Consider the following 20,603-nt stretch of genomic DNA (forward strand, 5'->3'; position numbering starts at 1 on the left):
GGTCTGCACGCCTGCTCCGATACGCCTTACCGCCGGACCGCCCGCTTTCGGCGGCCCCGGGCCATCCGGCCACCGGATCTGCGGGCCACGGGAGGTCAGGGATACGGAGGGCCCCTTAAGGCCTGCTTAAAGGTCAAACTGTCTCTAACCCGACCAGGACGGTTCAGGGCCGGTTAACGGGGCTGCCCTAGCCTGAGGGCATGCTGCAGGAGATACCGATGATCGACTGGAACCAGGTGATCGAACTGCGGGAAGATGTCGGTCACGACGACTTTGGCGAGGTGGTCGAGATCTTCCTGGAAGAAGTCGAGGAAACGCTGCGCGGGCTGTCCCATGGCGCGCAGCTCGAGGCAATGCTGCACGCGCTGAAGGGATCGGCGCTGAACCTCGGCTTTACCCATTTCTCGGGCCTCTGCGCCGAGGGAGAGGTCATGGCCGCCCGTGGCGAGGGCGGTGCGGTGAACCTCGGCGCGATCCGTACCAGCTACGGCGAAAGCCGCCGGATCTTCCTGGCGGAACTTTCGGACCGGCTGGCGGCCTGAGCGCCGGGCGGGGCTCAGATCAGGAATTCGGCCAGCACCGGGTCGTCGGTGATATCGCGGAAGGTGAAGCCCCCGGCCCGCATCCGCGTGGCCAGCGCATCCAGGTTCTCGGCCCGCTTCGTCTCGATGCCGATCAGCACCGAGCCGAAGTTGCGCGCCGATTTCTTCAGGTATTCGAAGCGGCTGATATCATCCTCGGGGCCCAGCATCTGCAGGAAGTCATGCAGCGCGCCGGGCCGCTGCGGCAGCCGCAGGATGAAGTACTTCTTCACCCCGGCGTAGCGCTGCGCGCGCTCCTTCACCTCGGGCAGGCGCTCGAAGTCGAAGTTGCCCCCCGAGGTCACGCAGACCACCCGCTTGCCGGCGATCTGGTCCTTCAGATCCTCCAGCGCATTGACGGAGAGCGCCCCGGCAGGTTCCAGCACGATGCCCTCGACGTTGAGCATCTCCAGCATGGTGATGCAGATGCGGTCTTCGGGCACGCCCAGCACATGCTCGGGTGCCATGTCCTTCAGCCGTGCGAAGGGCGCGGCACCGATCCGCGCCACGGCGGCGCCATCGACGAAATTGTCCACATGGGCCAGGGTCACCGGCTCGCCGGCCTGCAGGGCCGCGGCCAGCGACATGCCGCCCTCCGGCTCGACCAGCCGCAGATCCATCGCCGCGCCATGGTAGCTGTGGATCCCCGAGGCCAGCCCGCCGCCGCCAACGGGCAGCACGATCATCTCGGCCGGTTCGGGCATCTGCTCCTCGATCTCGGCGGCGACCGAGGCCTGCCCCTCGATCACGTCCTCATCGTCGAAGGGCGCAAGGAAGTGCCCGCCGATCTCGACGCAATGGCGCTGCGCCTCGGCCAGGGTGTCGTCGAAATAGTCGCCGACAAGGCGGATCTGGATGAAGTCCCCGCCGAAGATCCGCGTCTTGTCGATCTTCTGTTGCGGCGTCGTCACCGGCATGAAGACCACGCCCGGCACCTCGAAATGGCGGCACATGAAGGCCATGCCCTGGGCATGGTTGCCGGCGCTGGCACAGACGAAGGCCGAAACCTCGCGATCCGCCAGCACCTTGCGCATGGCGTTGAAGGCGCCCCGCAGCTTGTAGCTGCGCACCGGGGAGAGGTCCTCGCGCTTCAGCCAGATCTCGGCGCCATACTTGGCCGAGAGGTGGTCATTGCGCAGCAGGGGCGTCGCGGGGAAGACCTCGCGCATGGCCAGCATGGCGTTTCGGGCGGCATCGACGAAAGCGTTCATGGGCCAGAGGTGGCGCAAGGCGCGGGGTTTGGCAAGCCCGCGCCTGTCGCCTCAGTCTATCGAGCGGCCTTCGACGTAGTGGCCGTAGATCGTGGTCAGGATCGACAGGCCGACCATGAACTGCAGCCAGCCGGTGACGATGGCGTAGATCACCGTCAGCGGCGCGCCCGGATCGCCGCCCAGCTCACCCACGGCCTGCAGGACCGAGTTGATCACCGCGGTGATCAGCGCCAGCAGGGCGATGTCCCAGCCGGCGCCCCTGGTCTTGGCCCAGGCCTCCTTCATCTTAAGCGGCTCGCCGAGCGCCGTGGCCGGCAGCACCGGCGAGAGGCGGTAGAAGATCACCATCAGCGCGAAGGTGATGACCACCGAGCCGATGAAGACCAGCGCGAAACTGCCCGACATGGCCAGCGCGCCGACGAGGATTCCCATGATCATGGCCGGGATTACCATGAGCAGCACCAGCAGGATGCCCCGCCCCAGGTAGCCCAGCATCCGGTCGCTGCGGAATCGCGGCACCCAGCCCGCGCCCTCTTCGCGCAGCAGCACGTAGCGGTGCCAGGCCACGGCGATCCACAGGTAGGCCACCGCTCCGACCACCATGAAGGTGATGAAGGACAGCCAGTTGAAGCCGTAGATATTGGCGTTGGTGTTCTCTTCCAGGAACTCTCCGTTGGTCACCAGGAACCAGGTCATCGCCGCCGAGGCGATCAGGAAAGGCAGCAGGGACACCCGCAGCGCCGCGCCGAGATTGGCAAAGACGAGCCTCAGGCTCTGGGTGAAAATCTTCCAGCCTTTCATGAATGTACTCCCGATGAAGACCTGATTGAAATTTCGGCGACCTTTCCCCGGGATGGACGGACGGTCAAGTCAGATGATCCCTGCCCGGCGGGGCTCAACCGATCGAAGGCTCGGCGGAGGATGCCGTCGTGCCAGTCCGATCTGGCCCGGCCCCGACGTCGAGGATGAGGTCCCGGTGGAGCAGGCTCAGCATCGGCGCGAGGAACAGGACGCCCACCACGTCAACTCCCCCCCGCCGACCACGGGGCCCTGCTCTGTCACCCACTGTGGCGCGCCTGCCGCATTGTCCCGCGGGCAGCGCAGTCGGAAACCGCCCCGGAGCGCCGCTTTTCCCAGCACTGCAAGGCGCATTCGCGGCGCTTCGCTTGCCCTTGTGCCGGAAAGGCGCTATCGCCGCACTCGCATCCGAATGAGGGAATACCTATGTCCGCGCCCAAGAAAGTCGTCCTGGCCTATTCCGGCGGCCTCGACACCTCGATCATCCTGAAATGGCTTCAGACCGAATATGGTTGCGAAGTCGTCACCTTCACCGCTGACCTCGGTCAGGGCGAAGAGCTTGAGCCCGCTCGTGCCAAGGCCGAGATGCTGGGGATCAAGCCCGAGAACATCTACATCGAGGATGTCCGAGAAGAATTCGTGCGCGACTTCGTCTTCCCGATGTTCCGCGCCAACGCGGTCTATGAAGGCCTCTACCTGCTGGGCACCTCGATTGCCCGCCCGCTGATTTCCAAGCGGCTGGTCGAGATCGCCGCCGAGACCGGCGCCGATGCCGTGGCCCATGGCGCCACCGGCAAGGGCAACGACCAGGTGCGCTTCGAACTCTCGGCCTACGCGCTGAACCCCGAAATCAAGGTCATCGCCCCCTGGCGCGAATGGAACCTGTCTTCGCGGACCGCGCTGCTGGCCTTCGCCGAGCAGCACCAGATCCCGATCGCCAAGGACAAGCGCGGCGAGGCGCCCTTCTCGGTCGATGCCAACCTGCTGCACACCTCCTCGGAAGGTCGCGTGCTGGAAGATCCGGCCGTCGAAGCGCCCGACTATGTCTACCAGCGCACCGACGATCCCGTCCTGTCGGCCCCGAACGAGCCCGAGTACATCGAAGTGACCTTCGAAAAGGGTGACGCCGTGGCGATCAACGGCGAGGCGATGAGCCCGGCAACGATCCTCACCAAGCTGAACGAGCTGGGCAAGAAGCACGGCATCGGTCGTCTCGACTTCGTGGAAAACCGCTTCGTCGGCATGAAGTCCCGCGGCATCTACGAGACGCCGGGCGGTGACATCCTGCTGGAAGCCCACCGGGGCATCGAACAGATCACCATGGACAGCGGCGCTGGCCACCTGAAAGACTCGATCATGCCGCGCTACGCGGAGCTGATCTACAACGGCTTCTGGTTCTCCCCCGAGCGCGAGATGCTGCAGGCGCTGATTGACAAGTCCCAGGAGTTCGTCTCGGGCACTGTCCGCCTGATGCTCTTCAAGGGCTCGGCGCGCACCGTGGGCCGCTGGTCGGACTACTCGCTGTACTCCGAGGCGCATGTCACCTTCGAGGACGACGCCGGCGCCTACGACCAGAAGGACGCGGCGGGTTTCATCCAGCTCAACGCCCTGCGGCTGAAGCTGCTGGCAGCGCGCAACAAGCGCGTCAAGTAAACGATCCGGCCGGGCCCCTGGGTCCGGCCTTTTCCTTTGGGATCAGTATATTAGACCCCGAGCGCGGATGTGATCTGCGGCAGCAGGCCCGCCGCCACCAGCCCGACCAGCGCCCCGACCGCCAACCGCAGCGGCAGTGTGCGCAGCCGGGGCGAGAGGCCCGAAAGCCCCGCACAGATCACCGCGTAGTAGACCAGGTTGACCGGATCCATCGGCGTCTCTCCCTGTTGTACGGCTCAGGATGACCCTGCGGCAGCCATTCGGCAAGCCTCTGCACGCCTGCGGGCACGACGCAAAGTTTACACAAATTGCAGCAACGTCACGCTTGGCAAGTCGCGCGGCCGCGGTCACCTCTGGCGCCAACCAGAGGGTGACAACCATGACAATGGACGAGATTGCCGCGAAGATGGCGCGCGGGCTGCAGAAGCGCCCGATCGAGGACAGCTACAAGTTCGACTGCGGCGAGGACGGGGCGATCACCCTACGTGATGGCGCCGTGACACTGGCGGACGAGCCTGCCGATTGCACCATCCACATCAGCCGCGAGAACCTCGTCAAGCTGATGGCCGGAGACCTCAACCCCATGACCGCCTTCGCCTTCGGCAAGATCAAGGTCTCGGGTGATATGTCCCTGGCGCTGAAACTTGGGAAGGTTCTGGGGTGAGGCCCGTCTCGGAAACTGTCCGGGGGACAGTTTCAGGGCCGAACGGGCGGAGCCCCGGGGGCATCCGAAAGCGCCCCCAAGCCCCCCTCAACAGCTGATCCAGGCCCCTCATCCGGACCAGACAGCGCCGCGTCACTTGCCCCCGTCAAAAGATTTTCCTTGTGAGACTCACCTAACCAGCGTAGTCCGCAGGGGCTAACGTTTTTCTATTTCGACCACTGTCTCCTCTAATACGGCGCTCAGTCTCGATCCAGACCGACCACGCCGCGCTGCCGCATACCGCGGGCAGATCATTTACAGGAGACTACGACATGGCCACTGGCGTCGTAAAATGGTTCAACACCACCAAGGGCTTCGGCTTCATCGCACCGGAAACCGGCGGCAAGGATATCTTCGTGCATATCTCTGCTGTCGAGCGCGCCGGCCTGACCGGCCTGGCCGACAACCAGAAAGTGACCTTCGACGTGGAATCCGGCCGTGACGGCCGCGAATCCGCGACGAACATCGCTCTGGCATAAGCCTTCGGATCCTTGCGGATCCAGAAACGCGGTCCCCTCCCGGGGGCCGCGTTTTTTCATGGCCGACAGCTCTCTGCCCGGGTCAGGCGCGCAACCTCACCGCCTGCAGCAGCGCATAGGACGGCAGCGCGGCCTCGGCCAGCGCGGCCATGTCGCCCTGCAACTGCGGCATCGGCCCCTCGGCGCCGGCAAACCCGGTCGAGCCATGCACGGCATTGTACCAATGCGCCGCCCAGACGCCGTCATGGGGCTTCGGCCCGGCCTCCCAGCTCAGCATTGCCGGATCCCAGTCCAGTCCCAGCCGGTCGCAGAGCGCGCGCAGCATGCCTTCGGGATTGGCGCGGATGTCCACGCTGTCGATCACCACCGGGCTGTGCCCCTCGGTCAGCAGCTGCTCGTAAAGCTCGGCCTGCTGGACAAAGCCGATCTCGGACAGCTCGGGGTTGTCGTACTTGGCCGAGAAGCTGGCGACGACGCGGGCCGGATGCCGGATCAGGAAGACATGGCGCATGTCGGCGAACCAGTCCCGCGGCACGTCCGGGATCATGTGCTGCGCCATGTGCTTGTGATAAACATGCGGCGTCGCGTCGGGGCCGGTCAGCGCCGCGATCACCTGCCCCGGGTCCTGCGGCTGAGAAGCCAGGATCTGATCGCCCATCGGGTGCTCGCGCCCGGTGATCTTCAGGTAGGCGGCGTAGAAGGGTTCATCCACCGCCGAGCAATCGGCGCGGTTGCCGAAGGCATACATCATCGCGGTCGAGATATTGCGGGGGCCGGACCAGCAGGCGATCTTCATGCGGCAGCCTCCGCCGCGACCAGCGCCTTGTAGAGGCCGCGCAGGCGTTCGGTCACCGGACCAAGCTGGCCTGTGCCGATCTGGCGGCCGTCGATCTGGCTGACGGGGGTCTGGGCGCCAAAGGTGCCGGTCAGGAAGGCCTCGTCCGCGCCATAGGTGTCGACGAGGGAGAAATTGCGCTCGAAGACGGGGATCTCATTGGCACGGCACAGGTCGATGACCTTCTGTCGGGTGATCCCGTTCATGCAATAGTCGCCGGTCGAGGTCCAAACCTCTCCCTTCCGCACGATGAAGAAGTTGCAGGAGTTGGTGGTGTTCACGAAGCCGTGGATATCCAGCATCAGCCCCTCGTCGGCGCCGGCCTTTTCGGCGGCGATGCAGGCCAGTATGCAGTTCAGCTTGGAATGGGAATTCAGCTTGGGGTCCTGCGTCATCGGCAATCCGCGCAGATGCGGCACGGTGGCCAGGCGGATCGGGCGGCCCAGCACGGGCCTGGAGTGCTCCATGATGATCGCCACGGTGGGGCCCGAGCGCGACAGCGAGGGATGCTGGAAGGGCCTGTCCTTGACGCCACGGGTCACCATCAGGCGGGCGTGGGCATCCGTGTGCATCCCGTTCGCGGCGCGCAGGTCTTCCAGCGCCTGCACCAGGTCGGCCTTGCTCAGCCCGATCTCCAGGTCGATGGCCAGCGCGGCCTCGAACAGCCGGTCCAGGTGCTCGCCCAGGAACGCCCAGTGACCATCGTACAGACGCAGACCCTCCCAGATCCCGTCACCCAGCATGAACCCGGAATCGTAGATCGAGACGACGGCCTCGGCCTTGTCGACCACGCGGCCGTTCAGCCAGAACTTCAGGTCATCGTTGCGGGCGTCGTGTTCCGCATCATGGGCGGTCTGTTCCCGGGTATCGCTCATCTGTGCCTCCGATTTTGCGCAAAGCTAGGAGGCAAAAGGGGGAAAGCCAAGCGGCCTTCCCCCTTCAAGGGTCGCGGAGAGCCTGGGTGGAAGGATCCGGACCCGAACCGGGCGGGGAAGAGGCAAGGCCCCTACCCCGCACGGTATCACTCGGCGGTGATCACGGTCATCACGAGCTTGTCGTCGACGCGGATCGGGCCATCTTCCTTGGCGCCCAGCGTGTACTCGAAGACGCCGGTCTTCATGCCGCCGGCCTCGGAGTGGACCATCAGCATCAGCATGTCGCCCGAGGCGACGTCTTCCTGCAGGATGGCGGCGACATCCATGGTCTCGCCGGCGCGCAGCGGCGCGTAGCCGACAACCGGGCCGGGCTTCATTTCGGCGTCGGTGCGGTGCACCACCAGCCAGCCGTTTTCCGGCGCGGAGATCTTGTCGGCGCTGACGACGCCATTGGCGACGCTCTGGTCCATCGCCTCGACCATGGGCATCATGTGGTCGTCGGCGACTGCGGCGCCTGCGGCAAGGATCAGGCCGGTGGCAAGAATGGTCGTCTTCATGGGAAACCTCCCCCTATTACTGAACAAACAACCGCCCCCTGCGAGGCGCGGTTGATGAAGACACGCAGAAAGGGCGCCGGGGTTTCAGCCCCCGACGCCCTTTTTTCTCACCTCTCCTGACGAAAGCGTGAGGCTAGAGCTCGTCCCGGCGCGGGATCACGTCAGCGGTGCCGAGGCGGGTGACCATCAGCGCCCCGGCCTTCTGGGCCAGCGTGATGGCCTCGGGCAGGGGCATGCCCTGCGCAAGGCCCGCCACGAGGTAGCCGGTGAAGGTGTCCCCGGCGCCCGTGGTGTCGACCGGCGTGACCTTCGGCGCGGCAAAGTCCTGCGCCTCGCCAGTGGCGGTGTGGATCCAGCGGGCACCATCGCCGCCGAGGGTGATCACCACATCGGCGACGGGCAGCGCTTCGGGCGGCTGGCCGGTGGCCTCGGCCAGCTGCTCGGCCTCGACCTTGTTGACCACCAGCAGGTCAAGCAGCGGCAGAAGCGGCGCCACCGCCTGGGCATCGAAGGGCGCCGCGGCATGGGCCAGCTTCAGCCCCTGCGCCTTGGCAGCCCGGGCGAAGGCCTCGATCCCGTTGGTTTCATTGGTGAAGACCGCCCAATCCTGGGGACCGGCCTGGGCAAGGACCTGCGCGAAGGCGCTCTCGTCCAGCATGCGGTTGGCCCCGCCGAGGATCACGATGCGGTTCTCGCCCTTGGCATCCAGCTCGATCACCGCCTGCCCCGATGGGCCCGGAAGTTCGGCCAGATGGGCGACAGAGACGCCGTACTCCGCCAGCCGTTCCTTCATCCACAGCCCGTCCTCGCCGACGGCCCCGATATGGTGCGCCTGCGACCCGGCGCGGGCCAGGGCGACGGACATGTTCGCACCCTTGCCCCCGAGGCCACGGGAAAACCCCGTGGCGGCAAGGGTTTCGCCCGGCACAGGCAGATGCGGCACGCGGAACACGAGATCCGCGTTGATTGATCCAAGATTCCAGACGGCCATCACTTCACCTTGCAGGCGGCCATCACGGCCATGTTGAGGATGTCGTTGACGGTCGAGCCGGTCGAGCAGACCTGCACCGGCTTGTCGACGCCCGAAAGGATCGGACCGATCACCGTGGCCCCGGCCATCTCCTGCATCATCTTGACCGAGATCGAGGCCGAGTGCCGCGCCGGCACGACGAGGATATTGGCGTTGTCGGTCAGGCGGGCGAAGGGATAATGCGCCCGCGACCGGGCGTTCAGCGCCACGTCCACGGTCATTTCACCTTCGAACTCGAAGTCCACGCCGCGCTTTTCCAGCACCTTGGGCGCCAGGTGCATCTTCTCGGCGCGCTCGGAAACCGGGTAGCCGAAGGTCGAGAAGCTGACGAAGGCCACGCGGGGTTCCAGCCCCAGGTCGCGGGCGACCTCGGCAGAGCGCTCGGCGATATCGGCCAGGTCATTCTCGTCCGGCCATTCATGCACCAGCGTGTCAGAGATCAGCACGATGCGCCCGTTCAGCAGAACGGCGGTGGTGCCGACGGCGCCATCCTTGGGGCCGGCGTCGAAGACGTGGTTGATCAGCTCCATCACATGGGCCGACTTCCGCGTCGCGCCTGTGATCATCGCGTCGCCATGACCATGGGCCAGCATCAGCGCCGCGAAGACATGGCGATCACGCGCGGCAAGGCGGTGGACATCCTGCTGGTCCATCCCCTTGCGTTGCAGGCGCTGGTAGAGGAAGTCCTTGTATTCGCTCAGATACTCCGTGTTGGCCGCGTTCACCACCTTCAGCTCGTCCACGGCGTCGCCGAGACCGGCGGCCTCAAGCTTGGCCTTCACGTCGGCCTCGCGGCCCACCACGATGGCCTCGCCCAGCCCGCTGCGCTGGTAGCTGACGGCGGCGCGCAGCACGCGCGGGTCGTCGCCCTCGGCGAAGATCATCCGCGCCTGGGCATGACGGGCCCGGGCATGCAGGGCGCGCAAGATGGTCGCGGTCGGGTCCAGACGGGCCTTCAGCGCCTGCTCGTAGCCGTCCATGTCGACGATGGGACGACGCGCCGCGCCGGTCTCCATCCCGGCCTGGGCGACGGCCGGCGGGATGACGTAGATCAGCCGCGGGTCGAAGGGCGTCGGGATGATGTAATCGCGCCCGAAGGACAGTGCCCGGCCATAGGCCATGGCGACCTCGTCCGGCACATCCTCACGCGCCAGCTTGGCCAGCGCCTCGGCGCAGGCGATCTTCATCTCGTCGTTGATCGCGCGGGCGTGGATGTCCAGCGCGCCACGGAACAGGTAGGGGAAGCCCAGCACGTTGTTGACCTGGTTCGGGTAATCCGACCGGCCGGTGGCGACGATCACGTCCTCGCGCACCTCGTGCACCTCTTCCGGAGTGATCTCGGGGTCGGGGTTGGCCATAGCGAAGATCACGGCGTTGGCGCCCATGGACTTCACCATCTCCTGCGTGACGGCGCCCTTCACCGAAACACCCAGGAAGACATCTGCCCCCTCCATCGCCTCGGCCAGCGTGCGGGCGCTGGTGTTGGCGGCATGGGCCGACTTCCACTGGTTCATGCCTTCCTTGCGGCCCTGGTAGATCACGCCCTTGGTGTCGCACATGATGCAGTTGTCATGGCGCGCGCCCATGGCCTTCAGCAGCTCGAGGCAGGCGATACCGGCGGCCCCTGCCCCATTGAGCACGATCTTCACGTCCTCGATCCGCTTGCCGCTGATATGCAGCGCGTTGATCAGCCCGGCGGCGCAGATCACGGCGGTGCCGTGCTGGTCGTCGTGGAAGACCGGGATATCGCATTCTTCCTTCAGGCGCTGCTCGATGATGAAACACTCGGGCGCCTTGATGTCTTCCAGGTTGATGCCGCCGAAGGTCGGCGCCATCAGCCGCACGGCCTTGATGATCTCTTCCGGGTCCTCGGTGTCCAGCTCGATGTCGATGGAGTTCACGTCGGCGAAGCGCTTGAACAGCACCGCCTTGCCCTCCATCACCGGCTTCGAGGCCAGCGCACCCAGGTTGCCAAGCCCCAGCACCGCCGTCCCGTTCGAGACCACCGCCACGAGGTTGCCCTTGTTGGTATAGTCGTAAGCGGTTTCCGGGCGTTCGGCGATCTCCTCGCAGGGGACCGCGACGCCGGGACTGTAGGCCAGGCTGAGGTCCCGCTGGGTGGTCATCGGCACCGAGGCCTTGATCTCGAATTTTCCTGGGGTCGGTTCGAGGTGAAACGCCAGCGCGTCTTCGCGGCTGATCCGGCTCTTGGACATGGTGCACTCCCTTCAAGGCCATGGCGTCTTACACAACACCCGCCGACCCGACAACTGGGCGAAGGTTTCGCCTTTCGTCAACCATCCCGCACTTGTAAGTTCCCCGAAAGACCAGAGGGGCCCCATGAACCAAGCTGCCAACGTCACGCCGATGATGGCCCAGTTCCTTGAAATCAAGGAACAATATCCGCACGCGCTGCTGTTCTACCGCATGGGCGATTTCTACGAGATGTTCTTTGCCGATGCCGAAGCCGCCGCCAGCGCGCTGGACATCGCCCTGACCAAGCGCGGCAAGCACTTGGGCGAGGACATCCCGATGTGCGGTGTGCCCGTCCATGCCGCCGAGAACTACCTGCTGACGCTGATCCGCAAAGGCTTTCGCGTCGCCGTCTGCGAGCAGATGGAAGACCCCGCCGAGGCCAAGAAACGCGGCAGCAAGTCCGTGGTGCGCCGCGACGTGGTGCGGCTGGTGACGCCGGGCACGCTGACCGAGGACAGCCTGCTGGAGGCCCGCCGCCACAACTTCCTTGCGGCGTTTTCCACCGTGCGCGGCGAAAGCGCGCTGGCCTGGGTCGACATCTCGACCGGGGCGTTTCACGTGATGCCCATGGCGGCGGTGAAGCTGGGGCCGGAGCTGGCCCGGCTCAGCCCCTCGGAACTGCTGGTCAGCGAGGTGGACGAGGCCGAGGTGCGCGAGTTGGTCGACGATTTCGGCATCTCGCTGACGCCCCTGTCACGCGGCAGCTTCGACAGCTCGGGCGCGCAGACCCGGCTGACCGATCTGTTCAAGGTCGGCACGCTGGAAAGCTTCGGCAGCTTCTCCCGCGCCGAGGTCTCGGCCATGGGCGCGGTGGTCGACTACCTGGAGATCACCCAGAAGGGCAAACTGCCCCTGCTGCAGGTGCCGCAGCGCGAGGCGCTGGATGGCAACGTGCAGATCGACGCCGCCACCCGTCGCAATCTGGAAATCACCCACGCGATGAACGGGGCCCGCGCCGGCTCGCTGCTGGCCTCGATCGACCGCACGGTCACGGCGGTCGGCGCCCGGCTGCTGGAGCGGCGCATCTCGTCGCCCTCGCGCGCGCTGCCGGTGATCACCGCGCGGCTGGATGCCGTGGATTTCGCTTGTGAATACACCCGCCTCTCGTCGGATCTGCGCGACAGCCTGCGCAAGGTGCCCGACCTCGACCGCGCCCTGTCGCGTCTGTCGCTGGACCGGGGCGGCCCGCGTGACCTGGCCGCGATCCGCAATGCCCTTGCCCAGGCCGAGGTGCTTTCCGCCCGCCTGTCCGACGTACAGCTGCCCGCCCTGCTGGCCGAAAGCGCGCAGGGGCTGACCGGGCTGGTCGAGCTGCTGGCCCTTCTCGACGTCTCGCTGGTTGCCGAACCGCCCCTGATGGCCCGTGACGGCGGCTTCATCGCGCCGGGCTACGACGCCGAGCTGGACGAGGTGCGCAAGCTGCGCGACGAGGGTCGCAGCGTCATCGCCAGCATGCAGAACCAATACGCGGAAGAGACCGGTATCTCTTCGCTGAAGATCAAGCATAACAACGTGTTGGGCTACTTCATCGAGGTCACGGCAACCCATGCCGACAAGATGCTGAATCCGCCGCATTCGGACGCCTTCAAGCATCGCCAGACCACTGCCAACCAGGTGCGCTTCACCACGCCCGACCTGACCACGCTTGAGACGCGCATCCTCAATGCCGCCGGTCAGGCCCAAAGCATCGAGCTGCGGCTCTACGGCCAGCTGCGCGAGGCGATCCTGGACGCCGCACCCGAGATCACCCGCCTGTCCCGCGCCCTGGCCGAGTTCGACCTGGCCACCGCGCTGGCCGATCTGTCGCGCGCCGAGGACTGGGTGCGCCCGCGCGTCGACATGTCCCGGCGGCTGGAAATCGAGGGTGGCCGCCACCCCGTCGTGGAACAGGCGCTGAAACGCGAAGGCGCGCCCTTCATCGCCAATGACTGCGCCCTGCTGCCCAGTGGCGACGCCGCCGCGATCTGGCTGCTGACCGGCCCCAACATGGCCGGTAAGTCGACGTTCCTGCGCCAGAACGCGCTGATCGCCCTGCTGGCCCAGATGGGCAGCCATGTGCCCGCCACGACTGCCCATATCGGCCTCGTCAGCCAGATCTTCAGCCGGGTCGGTGCCAGCGACGACCTCGCCCGGGGCCGTTCGACCTTCATGGTCGAGATGGTGGAAACCGCCGCCATCCTCAACCAGGCCGACGACCGCGCGCTGGTGATCCTGGACGAGATCGGCCGCGGCACGGCCACCTATGACGGCCTCTCGATCGCCTGGGCAACCATGGAGCACCTGCACGAGGTCAACCGCGCCCGCGCCCTTTTCGCGACCCATTACCACGAGATGACCGAGCTTTCGAAACGCCTCGACGGGGTGGAGAACGCCACCGTCACCGTGCGCGAACACGAGGGCGAGGTGATCTTCATGCACGAGGTCCGCATGGGCGCCGCAGACCGCTCTTACGGGGTGCAGGTGGCCAAGCTGGCGGGCCTGCCCGAGAGCGTGGTGAACCGCGCGCGCGAGGTGCTGGCCTCGCTCGAGGACAACGACCGCAAGGGCGCGGGCCCCAAGGCGGTGATCGACGATCTGCCGCTGTTCGCCGCCGCGCCTGCACCAAGCCAGCCCAAGGTGCCCGAGCACATCCGCGCCGTGGCCGAGATGCTGGAGGGCGTGACGCCCGACGACCTCTCGCCCCGCGAGGCGCTGGAAGTGCTGTACCGGCTGAAGGATGCCTCTCGCGGCTGAGGGAATGAAGGACTAAACCTATGGAAATGAACGATATTATCTCCCATCCGAAGGTGAAGCACGCGCAGGAGCTGCTGCGGGCCGACCATGACCGCATGGTGGAAGAGATCGTCACCCTGACCGAGATCCCCGCGCCCCCCTTCATGGAAGAGGAGAAGGCGAAGGCCTATGCAGAAATGCTGCGCGAGGCCGGTCTGGAAGACGTGCAAATCGACGGGATCGGCAATGCCCACGGGATCTACCGGGGCTCGGGCAATGGCGCCATGGTCGCGGTGGCGGCCCACCTGGACACGGTTTTCCCCGAGGGCACCGACGTGACCGTGCGGCGTGAGGGCACCAAGCTTTTCGCGCCGGGCGTCGGCGATGACACCCGCGCGCTGGCGGTGAACCTGTCGATCATCCGCGCCATGAAGGCCGCCGGGATCACGCCGCAGAATGATATCCTGTTTGTCGGCAATGTCGGTGAGGAAGGCGTGGGCGACCTGCGCGGCATCCGCTACCTGTTCAACGAGAACCCGCTGGGGCCGCAAATCGGCAGCTTCTTCACCGTCGACGGGCTGGAAACGCCCGAGCTGGTGGATCGCGGCGTCGGCTCCTACCGCTACCGCGTGACCTTCGAAGGGCCGGGCGGCCACAGCTTCGGCGATTTCGGCATCGTGAACCCGGCCAATGCGCTTGCCGAGTTCGCCGCGGGCTTCGCCCGTATCGAGGTGCCGGAAGAGCCGAAGACCACGCTGAACCTGTCGATCCTCGGCGGCGGCACCTCGATCAACGCGATCCCGGAAAAGGTCTACGTCGATATCGACATGCGCTCGGTCGACCCGCAGGCGCTGGACGCGCTGGATGCGCAGATGCGGGCGCTGGTCGAGGGTGCCCTGGCGCTGGAAAACGGCCGCAACGATACCTCCAAGGGCGAGATCACCGCGCGCTTCGACGTGCTGGGCAACCGCCCCGCAGGCCGCACCGCACCCGAGGAGGCCATCCACAGGGCCAGCGCCGAGGCCGTCCGCGCCTTCGGTTTCGAACCCGCCTTCCGCGTCAGCTCGACCGATGCCAATATCCCCATGTCTCTGGGCGTTCCCGCGATCTGCATCGGCTCGGGCGGCACTGGGGGCCGGGCGCATACGCTGGACGAATGGATCGACACCGAGCCGGAGCTGAGCCTGCGCGGAATCTATGCCGTGATGGCCGCGATCCTGGCCATGGCAGGGCTTCAGGACTGAAAAAGGCGCCGCCGGGAGACCGGGGCGCCTTTCGGGATCTGGTGAGGGGGCTCTGCCCCCATCCGCTCTGCGGATTCCCCCGCAGTATTTGTGGCCATCGGATAGAAGGAAGGGCCTCTTACATCTATCCGATGGCTGAAAATACTGCCGCCGGAGGCTTCGCCCCTGCAGGGGGCGAAATCAGCCGGTGAAGCTGGAGACGCCGACCTGCGCGGGGCGCAGAAGGCGGTCGTGCAGCATGAAGCCTTCGGCCGAGACCTGGATGATCTCTCCGGCCTTGGTGCCGGGCACCGGGGCCTCGAACATGGCTTCGTGGACGTTCGGGTCGAACTTGTCACCGACGTCCGGGGCGATCGGCTCGATGCCGTGCTTGCGGAAGGTGTTCAGCAGCTCGCGCATGGTCAGCTCGATGCCCTCGAAGAGCGGCGCGTTTTCCTCGGTCTTCTCGCCCATGGCTTCGACCGCGCGTTTGAGGTTGTCGTAGACCGGCAGCATGTCGCGCGACAGCTTGGCGCCACCGTAGTTCTCGGCCTCGCGGCGCTGCTTGTCGGCGCGCTTGCGGGCGTTCTCGGCCTCGGCCAGCGCGCGCATCCACTTGTCCTTCATCTCGTCCCGCTCGGCGCGCAGGGACTCGATCTCGGCCTCGTCGTCGTCGATCTCTTCGATCTCGACCTCATAGGCCTCGGCTTCGGCCTGTTCGATATCGTCCAGGAACTCTTCGTCCTTCGGCTCTGCCATCTTTCACCTCATATCGGCCTAGCGCCGGTCGGTCAGCATCCGCCCGACCAGCTGCGCCGTGTAATCAACAATCGGAACGATGCGCCCGTAGTTGAGCCGTGTAGGCCCGATCACCCCGACCGCACCGATGATCTTCCGGTCAGCGTTCATATATGGAGAGACCACCAGAGAGGAACCCGAAAGTGAGAAAAGTTTGTTCTCGGAGCCGATAAAAATACGGACTCCCTCGCCCTCTTCGGTCAGTTCGAGGAATTCGGCGATGTCGCGCTTGCGCTCGAGGTCGTCGAACAGGCTGCGGATGCGGTCCAGGTCCGCTTCCTGGCTGTCCAGCAGGTTCGAGCGGCCGCGCACGATGAGGCGTTCGCCGAAATCGCCCTCGCCCTCCCAGATGGCCGCGCCGCTTTCCACCAGCGCCCGGGCCAGCCCGTCGATCTGCTGGCGCCGCGCCTCTATTTCACGTGAAACGGCCGACTTCGCCTCGGAGAGCGTCTTGCCCTCGAGCGCCGCATTCAGGAAATTCGCCGCCTCGCGCATCGAGCTGGGCGTCTGACCCGGCGGCGGGGTGAACAGGCGATTTTCAACGTGGCCATCACCGAAAACCAGCACCACCAGCGCCCGTTCGGGGCCAAGGCTGACGAACTCGATATGCTTGATCGGCGCCTCGTGCTTTGGCGTCAGCACCAGTGAGGCGCCATGGGTCGCCAGGCTGAGCGCAGAGCCGATGCGATCCAGCAACCCGCCCATATCGCCACCATTGCCCACCGTGGCGTCGATCTTCTGACGCTCGGTCGGGTCAAGGTCACCGACCTCGAGAAGCCCGTCCACGAACATGCGCAGCCCCTGCTGCGTCGGGATCCGCCCGGCGCTGACATGGGGGCTGTCCAGCAGGCCCATGTACTCCAGGTCCTGCATCACGTTGCGGATGGTGGCCGCCGAGACCTTCTCGCTCATCACGCGGGTGAGCGAGCGCGAGCCGACCGGCTCACCGTTTTCAAGGTAGCCTTCGACCACCCGGCGGAAGACCTCCCGCGAGCGGTCGTTCATCTCTTCTAGGGTCGTGGTCTTCTCTGGCATCGGGTCTCTCTTGCGAAGAGCCATTAAAGTCGGTGGCCGCCAAAGGTCAACGGGGCTTGCCTTACCCGGCCCTGCCTGCCTATCACGGCGACAAGCAAAAGGGGTTATCATGCGACCGTCTGGAAGAGATTTAAGCGAAATGCGCCAGGTTTCAATCGAGACCGGGGTCACCAAACACGCCGAAGGCTCCTGCCTGATCAAGGTGGGCGATACCCATGTGCTCTGCACCGCCACCCTGGAAGAGCGCGTGCCGCCCTTCGTCAAGGGCTCGGGCCTGGGCTGGGTGACGGCGGAGTATGGCATGCTGCCGCGCTCGACGACCTCGCGCATGCGGCGCGAGGCAGCCATGGGCAAGCAGGGCGGAAGAACCGTTGAAATTCAAAGGCTTATCGGTCGGTCCCTGCGGGCCGGCGTGGATCGCGTCGCGCTTGGTGAACGCCAGATCACCGTCGACTGCGATGTCATCCAGGCCGATGGCGGCACCCGTTGCGCCAGCATCACCGGCGGCTGGGTGGCCCTGAAACTGGCCGTCAACAAGCTGCTGAAGACCGGCGCCATCACCTCTGACCCGCTGGTCGATCCGGTGGCCGCCGTCTCTTGCGGCATCTACGCCGGGCAGCCGGTGCTGGACCTCGACTACCCCGAGGACAGCGAAGCGGGCGTGGATGGCAACTTCATCATGACCGGTTCGGGCAAGCTGATCGAAGTGCAGATGTCCGCCGAGGGCTCCGTCTTCTCGCGCGACCAGATGAACCAGCTGATGGACCTCGCCGAGAAGGGCGTGGGAGAGCTGGTCGCAGCCCAGAAAGCCGCGGTCGATGCGTAAGTTCGACGGGCAGAAGCTGGTCCTGGCCAGCCACAACAAGGGCAAGCTCCGCGAGATCGCGGAGCTTCTGGCCCCCTAGGGATCGAGGTGTCGTCAGCCGCCGATCACGGGCTGGAAGAGCCGGTCGAAGACCAGGATACATTCGTCGGCAATGCCCGCATCAAGGCGCACTACGCCGCCAAGGCCACCGGCCTGCCCGCGCTGAGCGATGACAGCGGCATTACCGTCGACGCCCTGGATGGCGCGCCGGGTGTCTACACCGCCGACTGGGCCGAAACGCCCAATGGCCGTGACTTCCCCATGGCGATGCAAAAGACCTGGGACGCGCTGGAGGCCAAGAACGCCCCCTACCCGCGCACCGCCGCCTTCAACTGCACCTTCTGCCTCGCCTGGCCCGATGGCCATGACGAGATCTTCGCGGGCATCTGCAAAGGCAAGGTCGAATGGCCCATGCGCGGCGAGGAAGGTCATGGCTATGACCCGATCTTCGTCCCCGAGGGCTACGACCAGACCTTCGGAGAGATGGACCCCGCCGAGAAGAACCGCATCAGCCACCGCGCCGATGCCTTTGCCAAGCTCAAGGCCTGCTTTGAGTGAGCATCAGGAGGATTGGCGGAACGCCGGCTTCGGGATCTACGTCCACTGGCCGTTCTGCCAATCCAAATGCCCCTACTGCGACTTCAACTCCCATGTGTGGGAGCGCGTCGACCAAAGCCGCTGGCTGAAATCCTACATTTCCGAACTTGAACGCTATGCCGCCCTGACGCCGGGCCGCGTGGTGCAGTCAGTGTTCTTCGGCGGCGGCACGCCCTCGCTGATGGAGCCCGCCACGGTGGACGGGATTCTCTCAGCGATCAGAAGGCTTTGGCCCCAAGCGAACGAGGTCGAGGTGACGCTGGAAGCCAACCCCACCTCGATCGACGCGGGCCGGTTCAAGGGCTACGCGGCAGCGGGCGTCAACCGCGTCTCGATGGGCTTCCAGGCGATGAACGACGAGGACCTGCGCCGCCTCGGCCGCCTGCACTCCGTCGACGAGGCGCTGCGCGCCTTCGACATCGCCCGCAACCAGTTCGAGCGCGTCTCCTTCGACCTGATCTATGCCCGCCAGAACCAGACCCTTGCGGCCTGGGAGGCCGAGCTGGACCGCGCCCTGTCCCTGGCCATCGACCACCTGTCGCTCTACCAGCTGACCATCGAGGAGGGCACCGCCTTCGGCGACCGCTACAAGCGCGGCGGCCTCAAGGGCCTGCCCGAGGAAGACCTGGCCGCCGACATGTGGGAGCTGACCCAAGAGGTCACCGCCGCCCACGGTTTCGAGAACTACGAAGTCAGCAACCACGCCCGCGACGGCGCCCGCTCGCGGCACAATGTCCTTTACTGGCGCTACGGCGATTACATCGGCGTCGGTCCCGGCGCCCATGGCCGCGTCACGCTGGACGGTCACCGCCATGCGACCGAGCAGCCCCGCGCCCCCGGCAGGTGGCTGGAGCGCGCCGAGGCCGGAAACGCCGATTCGCTGGTAGAGGCATTAACTGGACGGGAACAGGCCGAGGAATACCTTCTGATGGGTCTTCGCCTGCGCGAAGGCATCGACCTGAACCGGTTCGAGAGATTGAGCTCAGCACCGCTCAACGCATCCCAGGTCGATGACCTTTGCGAGAGAGAGCTTCTGAAACTCGAAAATCGGCGGATTTTCGTTACCGATCAAGGTCGTATGCTGTTGAACGCGGTCATAAACAAACTGCTGGATTCGTAGAAAATGCGGGTGATCTGGCTGATTTGCGGGCTTCTGGCGGTTGCACTCGGCCTCATCGGTGTCGTGCTGCCGCTTTTGCCCACGGTGCCCTTCATGCTGCTCGCCGTCTTCTGTTTCGCCCGCTCGTCCGAACGTCTGCACGACTGGCTGGTGCATCACCCGCGATTCGGCCCGGCGATTCGTGACTGGCAGGTCCGCGGCGCCGTCTCGCTGAAAGCAAAACGCCTAGCGACCGTCACGGTCGGAGGCGTCTTTCTACTGTCGGTCCTGATGGGCCTGCGCCCGATGCTGCTGCTGATCCAGGGCGCCACGCTCTGCTGCGTGATGCTCTTCCTCTGGACCCGCCCTTCCTAGCTGCCGCTGCCGAGGATCTGGCAGATGTCGTCCAGCGCCTCAAGCGAGGGGTAGCTGATGGTGATCGTGCCCGCATCCTGCCCCGGCACATGGTTGATCGTCACCTTGTAGCCAAGCGCGGCAGACAGATCCCCCTCGAGCGCCTTGGTGTCGGCGTCCTTCTCTCCCAGGCTTTTCGGCGCGCTGCGGGTGGTCTTGGGGCCTGCACTGGGCTTCGGCTTCTTCGCTAACGCCTCGGTGGCACGCACCGACAGGCCTTCGGCGACGACCTTCTTCGCCAGCACCACAGGCTCATCCGACGTGATCAGCGCCCGCGCATGACCGGCAGACAGCTTGCCCTCTTGCAGCAAGTCACGCACTTCGTCAGGAAGCTGCAGCAGGCGCATCAGGTTGGCGATATGCGAGCGGCTCTTGCCGAGCGCCTTGGCCAGCTTTTCCTGGGTATGACCGAACTTGTCCATCAGCTGACGGAAGCCTGCGGCCTCCTCGATGGGGTTCAGGTCGGCGCGCTGGATGTTCTCGATAATCGCGACTTCCAGCACCTCGGTATCGTTGAATTCTCGAACGATAACAGGCAGTTGATGCAGCTGAGCCCGCTGCGAGGCGCGCCAGCGGCGTTCCCCCGCGACGATCTCGTACTTTCCCGGGTCACCGGGCTTCGGACGCACGATCAGCGGCTGGATCACGCCCTTCTCGCGGATCGAGGCGGTCAGTTCCTCAAGATGATCCTCGGTGAAGGTGCGGCGCGGTTGGTCCGGGTTGGGCACCACGTTCTCGATCGGCACCATCATATCAGGGCGCCGCGTCCCAGCCGCAGCGCCGCCAGTGGCTGCCGGTTGCTCTTGCACGTCCGCCATGAGGGCCGAAAGGCCACGGCCCAGGCCGCGTGATTTCTTCTTGTCCATGCTGCTCTCCTGCCGC

General features: G+C 65.7%; 20 protein-coding genes and 1 pseudogene. 10 read left to right on the forward strand and 11 right to left on the reverse strand.

The window, feature by feature from the left end; translation table 11 throughout:
- Window positions 1–218 precede the first annotated feature (218 nt).
- Complete coding sequence (locus OS124_RS0118930) at window positions 219–542, forward strand: Hpt domain-containing protein (protein WP_010141477.1); 324 nt, start codon at window positions 219–221, stop codon at window positions 540–542.
- 14 nt (window positions 543–556) lie between these two features.
- Here the strand turns inward: OS124_RS0118930 and ilvA are convergent, their stop codons facing one another.
- Both ilvA and OS124_RS0118940 read right to left on the reverse strand, forming a co-directional pair.
- Window positions 557–1,792, reverse strand: a complete 1,236-nt coding sequence (ilvA, locus tag OS124_RS0118935) for a threonine ammonia-lyase IlvA (RefSeq protein ID WP_029375576.1) — start codon at window positions 1,790–1,792, stop codon at window positions 557–559.
- Window positions 1,793–1,843: 51 nt separating this feature from the next.
- Window positions 1,844–2,593 (reverse strand): hypothetical protein, encoded by a 750-nt coding sequence (locus OS124_RS0118940; RefSeq protein ID WP_010141479.1) that lies wholly within the window; start codon window positions 2,591–2,593, stop codon window positions 1,844–1,846.
- A gap of 423 nt (window positions 2,594–3,016) precedes the next feature.
- On the opposite strand from OS124_RS0118940, the gene OS124_RS0118950 reads away from it, so the two are divergent.
- Complete coding sequence (locus OS124_RS0118950; RefSeq protein WP_010141480.1) at window positions 3,017–4,243, forward strand: argininosuccinate synthase; 1,227 nt, start codon at window positions 3,017–3,019, stop codon at window positions 4,241–4,243.
- 50 nt (window positions 4,244–4,293) lie between these two features.
- On the opposite strand, the gene OS124_RS27605 is transcribed toward OS124_RS0118950, so the two are convergent.
- Window positions 4,294–4,455, reverse strand: coding sequence for a hypothetical protein (locus OS124_RS27605; protein ID WP_168161494.1), 162 nt, complete (start codon window positions 4,453–4,455; stop codon window positions 4,294–4,296).
- 167 nt (window positions 4,456–4,622) lie between these two features.
- Between OS124_RS27605 and OS124_RS0118960 the strand changes: the two genes are divergently transcribed.
- Both OS124_RS0118960 and OS124_RS0118965 read left to right on the forward strand, forming a co-directional pair.
- The gene (locus OS124_RS0118960; protein WP_029375577.1) at window positions 4,623–4,907 is read left to right on the forward strand and encodes an SCP2 sterol-binding domain-containing protein; all 285 of its coding nucleotides are present in this window, start codon (window positions 4,623–4,625) and stop codon (window positions 4,905–4,907) included.
- Between the two features lie 311 nt (window positions 4,908–5,218).
- Complete coding sequence (locus tag OS124_RS0118965; RefSeq protein ID WP_010141482.1) at window positions 5,219–5,425, forward strand: cold-shock protein; 207 nt, start codon at window positions 5,219–5,221, stop codon at window positions 5,423–5,425.
- An 82-nt stretch (window positions 5,426–5,507) separates the two neighbouring features.
- Here the strand turns inward: OS124_RS0118965 and OS124_RS0118970 are convergent, their stop codons facing one another.
- From OS124_RS0118970 to OS124_RS0118990, 5 genes are all read right to left on the reverse strand, one after another.
- On the reverse strand, window positions 5,508–6,221 hold the full coding sequence (locus tag OS124_RS0118970) for a branched chain amino acid aminotransferase (protein WP_010141483.1): 714 nt from the start codon (window positions 6,219–6,221) through the stop codon (window positions 5,508–5,510).
- Window positions 6,218–7,135 carry a D-amino acid aminotransferase gene (locus OS124_RS0118975; protein WP_010141484.1) on the reverse strand — a complete coding sequence of 306 codons (918 nt, stop codon included), beginning with the start codon at window positions 7,133–7,135 and terminating at the stop codon, window positions 6,218–6,220. The genes OS124_RS0118970 and OS124_RS0118975 overlap by 4 nt, the downstream gene beginning before the upstream one ends.
- Before the next feature lie 146 nt (window positions 7,136–7,281).
- Window positions 7,282–7,692 carry a DUF7282 domain-containing protein gene (locus OS124_RS0118980; protein WP_010141485.1) on the reverse strand — a complete coding sequence of 137 codons (411 nt, stop codon included), beginning with the start codon at window positions 7,690–7,692 and terminating at the stop codon, window positions 7,282–7,284.
- Window positions 7,693–7,825: 133 nt separating this feature from the next.
- Entirely contained in the window at window positions 7,826–8,683 is an 858-nt protein-coding gene (locus OS124_RS0118985; RefSeq protein ID WP_010141486.1) for a ribokinase, read from the reverse strand.
- Entirely contained in the window at window positions 8,683–10,938 is a 2,256-nt protein-coding gene (locus tag OS124_RS0118990) for an NADP-dependent malic enzyme (protein WP_010141487.1), read from the reverse strand. The genes OS124_RS0118985 and OS124_RS0118990 overlap by 1 nt, the downstream gene beginning before the upstream one ends.
- A 124-nt stretch (window positions 10,939–11,062) precedes the next feature.
- Here OS124_RS0118990 and mutS point away from each other — a divergent pair, with 124 nt between their 5' ends.
- Together mutS and OS124_RS0119000 are read left to right on the forward strand one after the other, a co-directional pair.
- Window positions 11,063–13,711: a DNA mismatch repair protein MutS gene (gene mutS / locus OS124_RS0118995; protein ID WP_010141488.1), complete on the forward strand. Its 2,649-nt coding sequence runs from the start codon at window positions 11,063–11,065 to the stop codon at window positions 13,709–13,711.
- A 26-nt stretch (window positions 13,712–13,737) separates the two neighbouring features.
- Complete coding sequence (locus tag OS124_RS0119000; protein ID WP_237708138.1) at window positions 13,738–14,934, forward strand: M20/M25/M40 family metallo-hydrolase; 1,197 nt, start codon at window positions 13,738–13,740, stop codon at window positions 14,932–14,934.
- Between the two features lie 180 nt (window positions 14,935–15,114).
- Here OS124_RS0119000 and OS124_RS0119005 read toward each other — a convergent pair whose 3' ends face one another.
- Together OS124_RS0119005 and hrcA are read right to left on the reverse strand one after the other, a co-directional pair.
- Window positions 15,115–15,672 (reverse strand): nucleotide exchange factor GrpE, encoded by a 558-nt coding sequence (locus OS124_RS0119005; RefSeq protein WP_010141491.1) that lies wholly within the window; start codon window positions 15,670–15,672, stop codon window positions 15,115–15,117.
- A gap of 18 nt (window positions 15,673–15,690) precedes the next feature.
- Complete coding sequence (gene hrcA, locus OS124_RS0119010) at window positions 15,691–16,746, reverse strand: heat-inducible transcriptional repressor HrcA (protein WP_010141492.1); 1,056 nt, start codon at window positions 16,744–16,746, stop codon at window positions 15,691–15,693.
- Window positions 16,747–16,855: 109 nt separating this feature from the next.
- On the opposite strand from hrcA, the gene rph reads away from it, so the two are divergent.
- The 4 genes and pseudogenes from rph (at window position 16,856) to OS124_RS0119030 (ending at window position 19,682) form a co-directional block, all read left to right on the forward strand.
- Window positions 16,856–17,572: a ribonuclease PH gene (gene rph / locus OS124_RS0119015; protein WP_010141493.1), complete on the forward strand. Its 717-nt coding sequence runs from the start codon at window positions 16,856–16,858 to the stop codon at window positions 17,570–17,572.
- Window positions 17,565–18,169, forward strand: a pseudogene (gene rdgB / locus OS124_RS25255) (RdgB/HAM1 family non-canonical purine NTP pyrophosphatase). The gene rph and the pseudogene rdgB overlap by 8 nt, the downstream one beginning before the upstream one ends.
- Window positions 18,135–19,328: a radical SAM family heme chaperone HemW gene (gene hemW / locus OS124_RS0119025; protein WP_050900927.1), complete on the forward strand. Its 1,194-nt coding sequence runs from the start codon at window positions 18,135–18,137 to the stop codon at window positions 19,326–19,328. Before rdgB ends, hemW begins: the two are co-directional and overlap by 35 nt.
- Window positions 19,329–19,331: 3 nt before the next feature.
- Window positions 19,332–19,682 carry a YbaN family protein gene (locus OS124_RS0119030; RefSeq protein ID WP_010141498.1) on the forward strand — a complete coding sequence of 117 codons (351 nt, stop codon included), beginning with the start codon at window positions 19,332–19,334 and terminating at the stop codon, window positions 19,680–19,682.
- Here the strand turns inward: OS124_RS0119030 and OS124_RS0119035 are convergent.
- Window positions 19,679–20,587 carry a ParB/RepB/Spo0J family partition protein gene (locus OS124_RS0119035; protein ID WP_010141500.1) on the reverse strand — a complete coding sequence of 303 codons (909 nt, stop codon included), beginning with the start codon at window positions 20,585–20,587 and terminating at the stop codon, window positions 19,679–19,681. The two genes, OS124_RS0119030 and OS124_RS0119035, sit on opposite strands and share 4 nt — an antisense overlap.
- Between the last annotated feature and the right edge of the window lie 16 nt (window positions 20,588–20,603).

This window comes from Oceanicola sp. S124 (genome assembly GCF_000220565.1).
Lineage (GTDB): Bacteria > Pseudomonadota > Alphaproteobacteria > Rhodobacterales > Rhodobacteraceae > Pseudooceanicola.

Bases quoted from the DNA above. Each gene is read 5' to 3' on its own strand.
- OS124_RS0118930 (WP_010141477.1), top strand. From the start codon at position 219: ATGATCGACTGGAACCAGGTGATCGAACTGCGGGAAGATGTCGGTCAC.
- ilvA (WP_029375576.1), bottom strand. From the start codon at position 1,792: ATGAACGCTTTCGTCGATGCCGCCCGAAACGCCATGCTGGCCATGCGC.
- OS124_RS0118940 (WP_010141479.1), bottom strand. From the start codon at position 2,593: ATGAAAGGCTGGAAGATTTTCACCCAGAGCCTGAGGCTCGTCTTTGCC.
- OS124_RS0118950 (WP_010141480.1), top strand. From the start codon at position 3,017: ATGTCCGCGCCCAAGAAAGTCGTCCTGGCCTATTCCGGCGGCCTCGAC.
- OS124_RS27605 (WP_168161494.1), bottom strand. From the start codon at position 4,455: ATGGATCCGGTCAACCTGGTCTACTACGCGGTGATCTGTGCGGGGCTT.
- OS124_RS0118960 (WP_029375577.1), top strand. From the start codon at position 4,623: ATGACAATGGACGAGATTGCCGCGAAGATGGCGCGCGGGCTGCAGAAG.
- OS124_RS0118965 (WP_010141482.1), top strand. From the start codon at position 5,219: ATGGCCACTGGCGTCGTAAAATGGTTCAACACCACCAAGGGCTTCGGC.
- OS124_RS0118970 (WP_010141483.1), bottom strand. From the start codon at position 6,221: ATGAAGATCGCCTGCTGGTCCGGCCCCCGCAATATCTCGACCGCGATG.
- OS124_RS0118975 (WP_010141484.1), bottom strand. From the start codon at position 7,135: ATGAGCGATACCCGGGAACAGACCGCCCATGATGCGGAACACGACGCC.
- OS124_RS0118980 (WP_010141485.1), bottom strand. From the start codon at position 7,692: ATGAAGACGACCATTCTTGCCACCGGCCTGATCCTTGCCGCAGGCGCC.
- OS124_RS0118985 (WP_010141486.1), bottom strand. From the start codon at position 8,683: ATGGCCGTCTGGAATCTTGGATCAATCAACGCGGATCTCGTGTTCCGC.
- OS124_RS0118990 (WP_010141487.1), bottom strand. From the start codon at position 10,938: ATGTCCAAGAGCCGGATCAGCCGCGAAGACGCGCTGGCGTTTCACCTC.
- mutS (WP_010141488.1), top strand. From the start codon at position 11,063: ATGAACCAAGCTGCCAACGTCACGCCGATGATGGCCCAGTTCCTTGAA.
- OS124_RS0119000 (WP_237708138.1), top strand. From the start codon at position 13,738: ATGAACGATATTATCTCCCATCCGAAGGTGAAGCACGCGCAGGAGCTG.
- OS124_RS0119005 (WP_010141491.1), bottom strand. From the start codon at position 15,672: ATGGCAGAGCCGAAGGACGAAGAGTTCCTGGACGATATCGAACAGGCC.
- hrcA (WP_010141492.1), bottom strand. From the start codon at position 16,746: ATGCCAGAGAAGACCACGACCCTAGAAGAGATGAACGACCGCTCGCGG.
- rph (WP_010141493.1), top strand. From the start codon at position 16,856: ATGCGACCGTCTGGAAGAGATTTAAGCGAAATGCGCCAGGTTTCAATC.
- hemW (WP_050900927.1), top strand. From the start codon at position 18,135: ATGCCTTTGCCAAGCTCAAGGCCTGCTTTGAGTGAGCATCAGGAGGAT.
- OS124_RS0119030 (WP_010141498.1), top strand. From the start codon at position 19,332: ATGCGGGTGATCTGGCTGATTTGCGGGCTTCTGGCGGTTGCACTCGGC.
- OS124_RS0119035 (WP_010141500.1), bottom strand. From the start codon at position 20,587: ATGGACAAGAAGAAATCACGCGGCCTGGGCCGTGGCCTTTCGGCCCTC.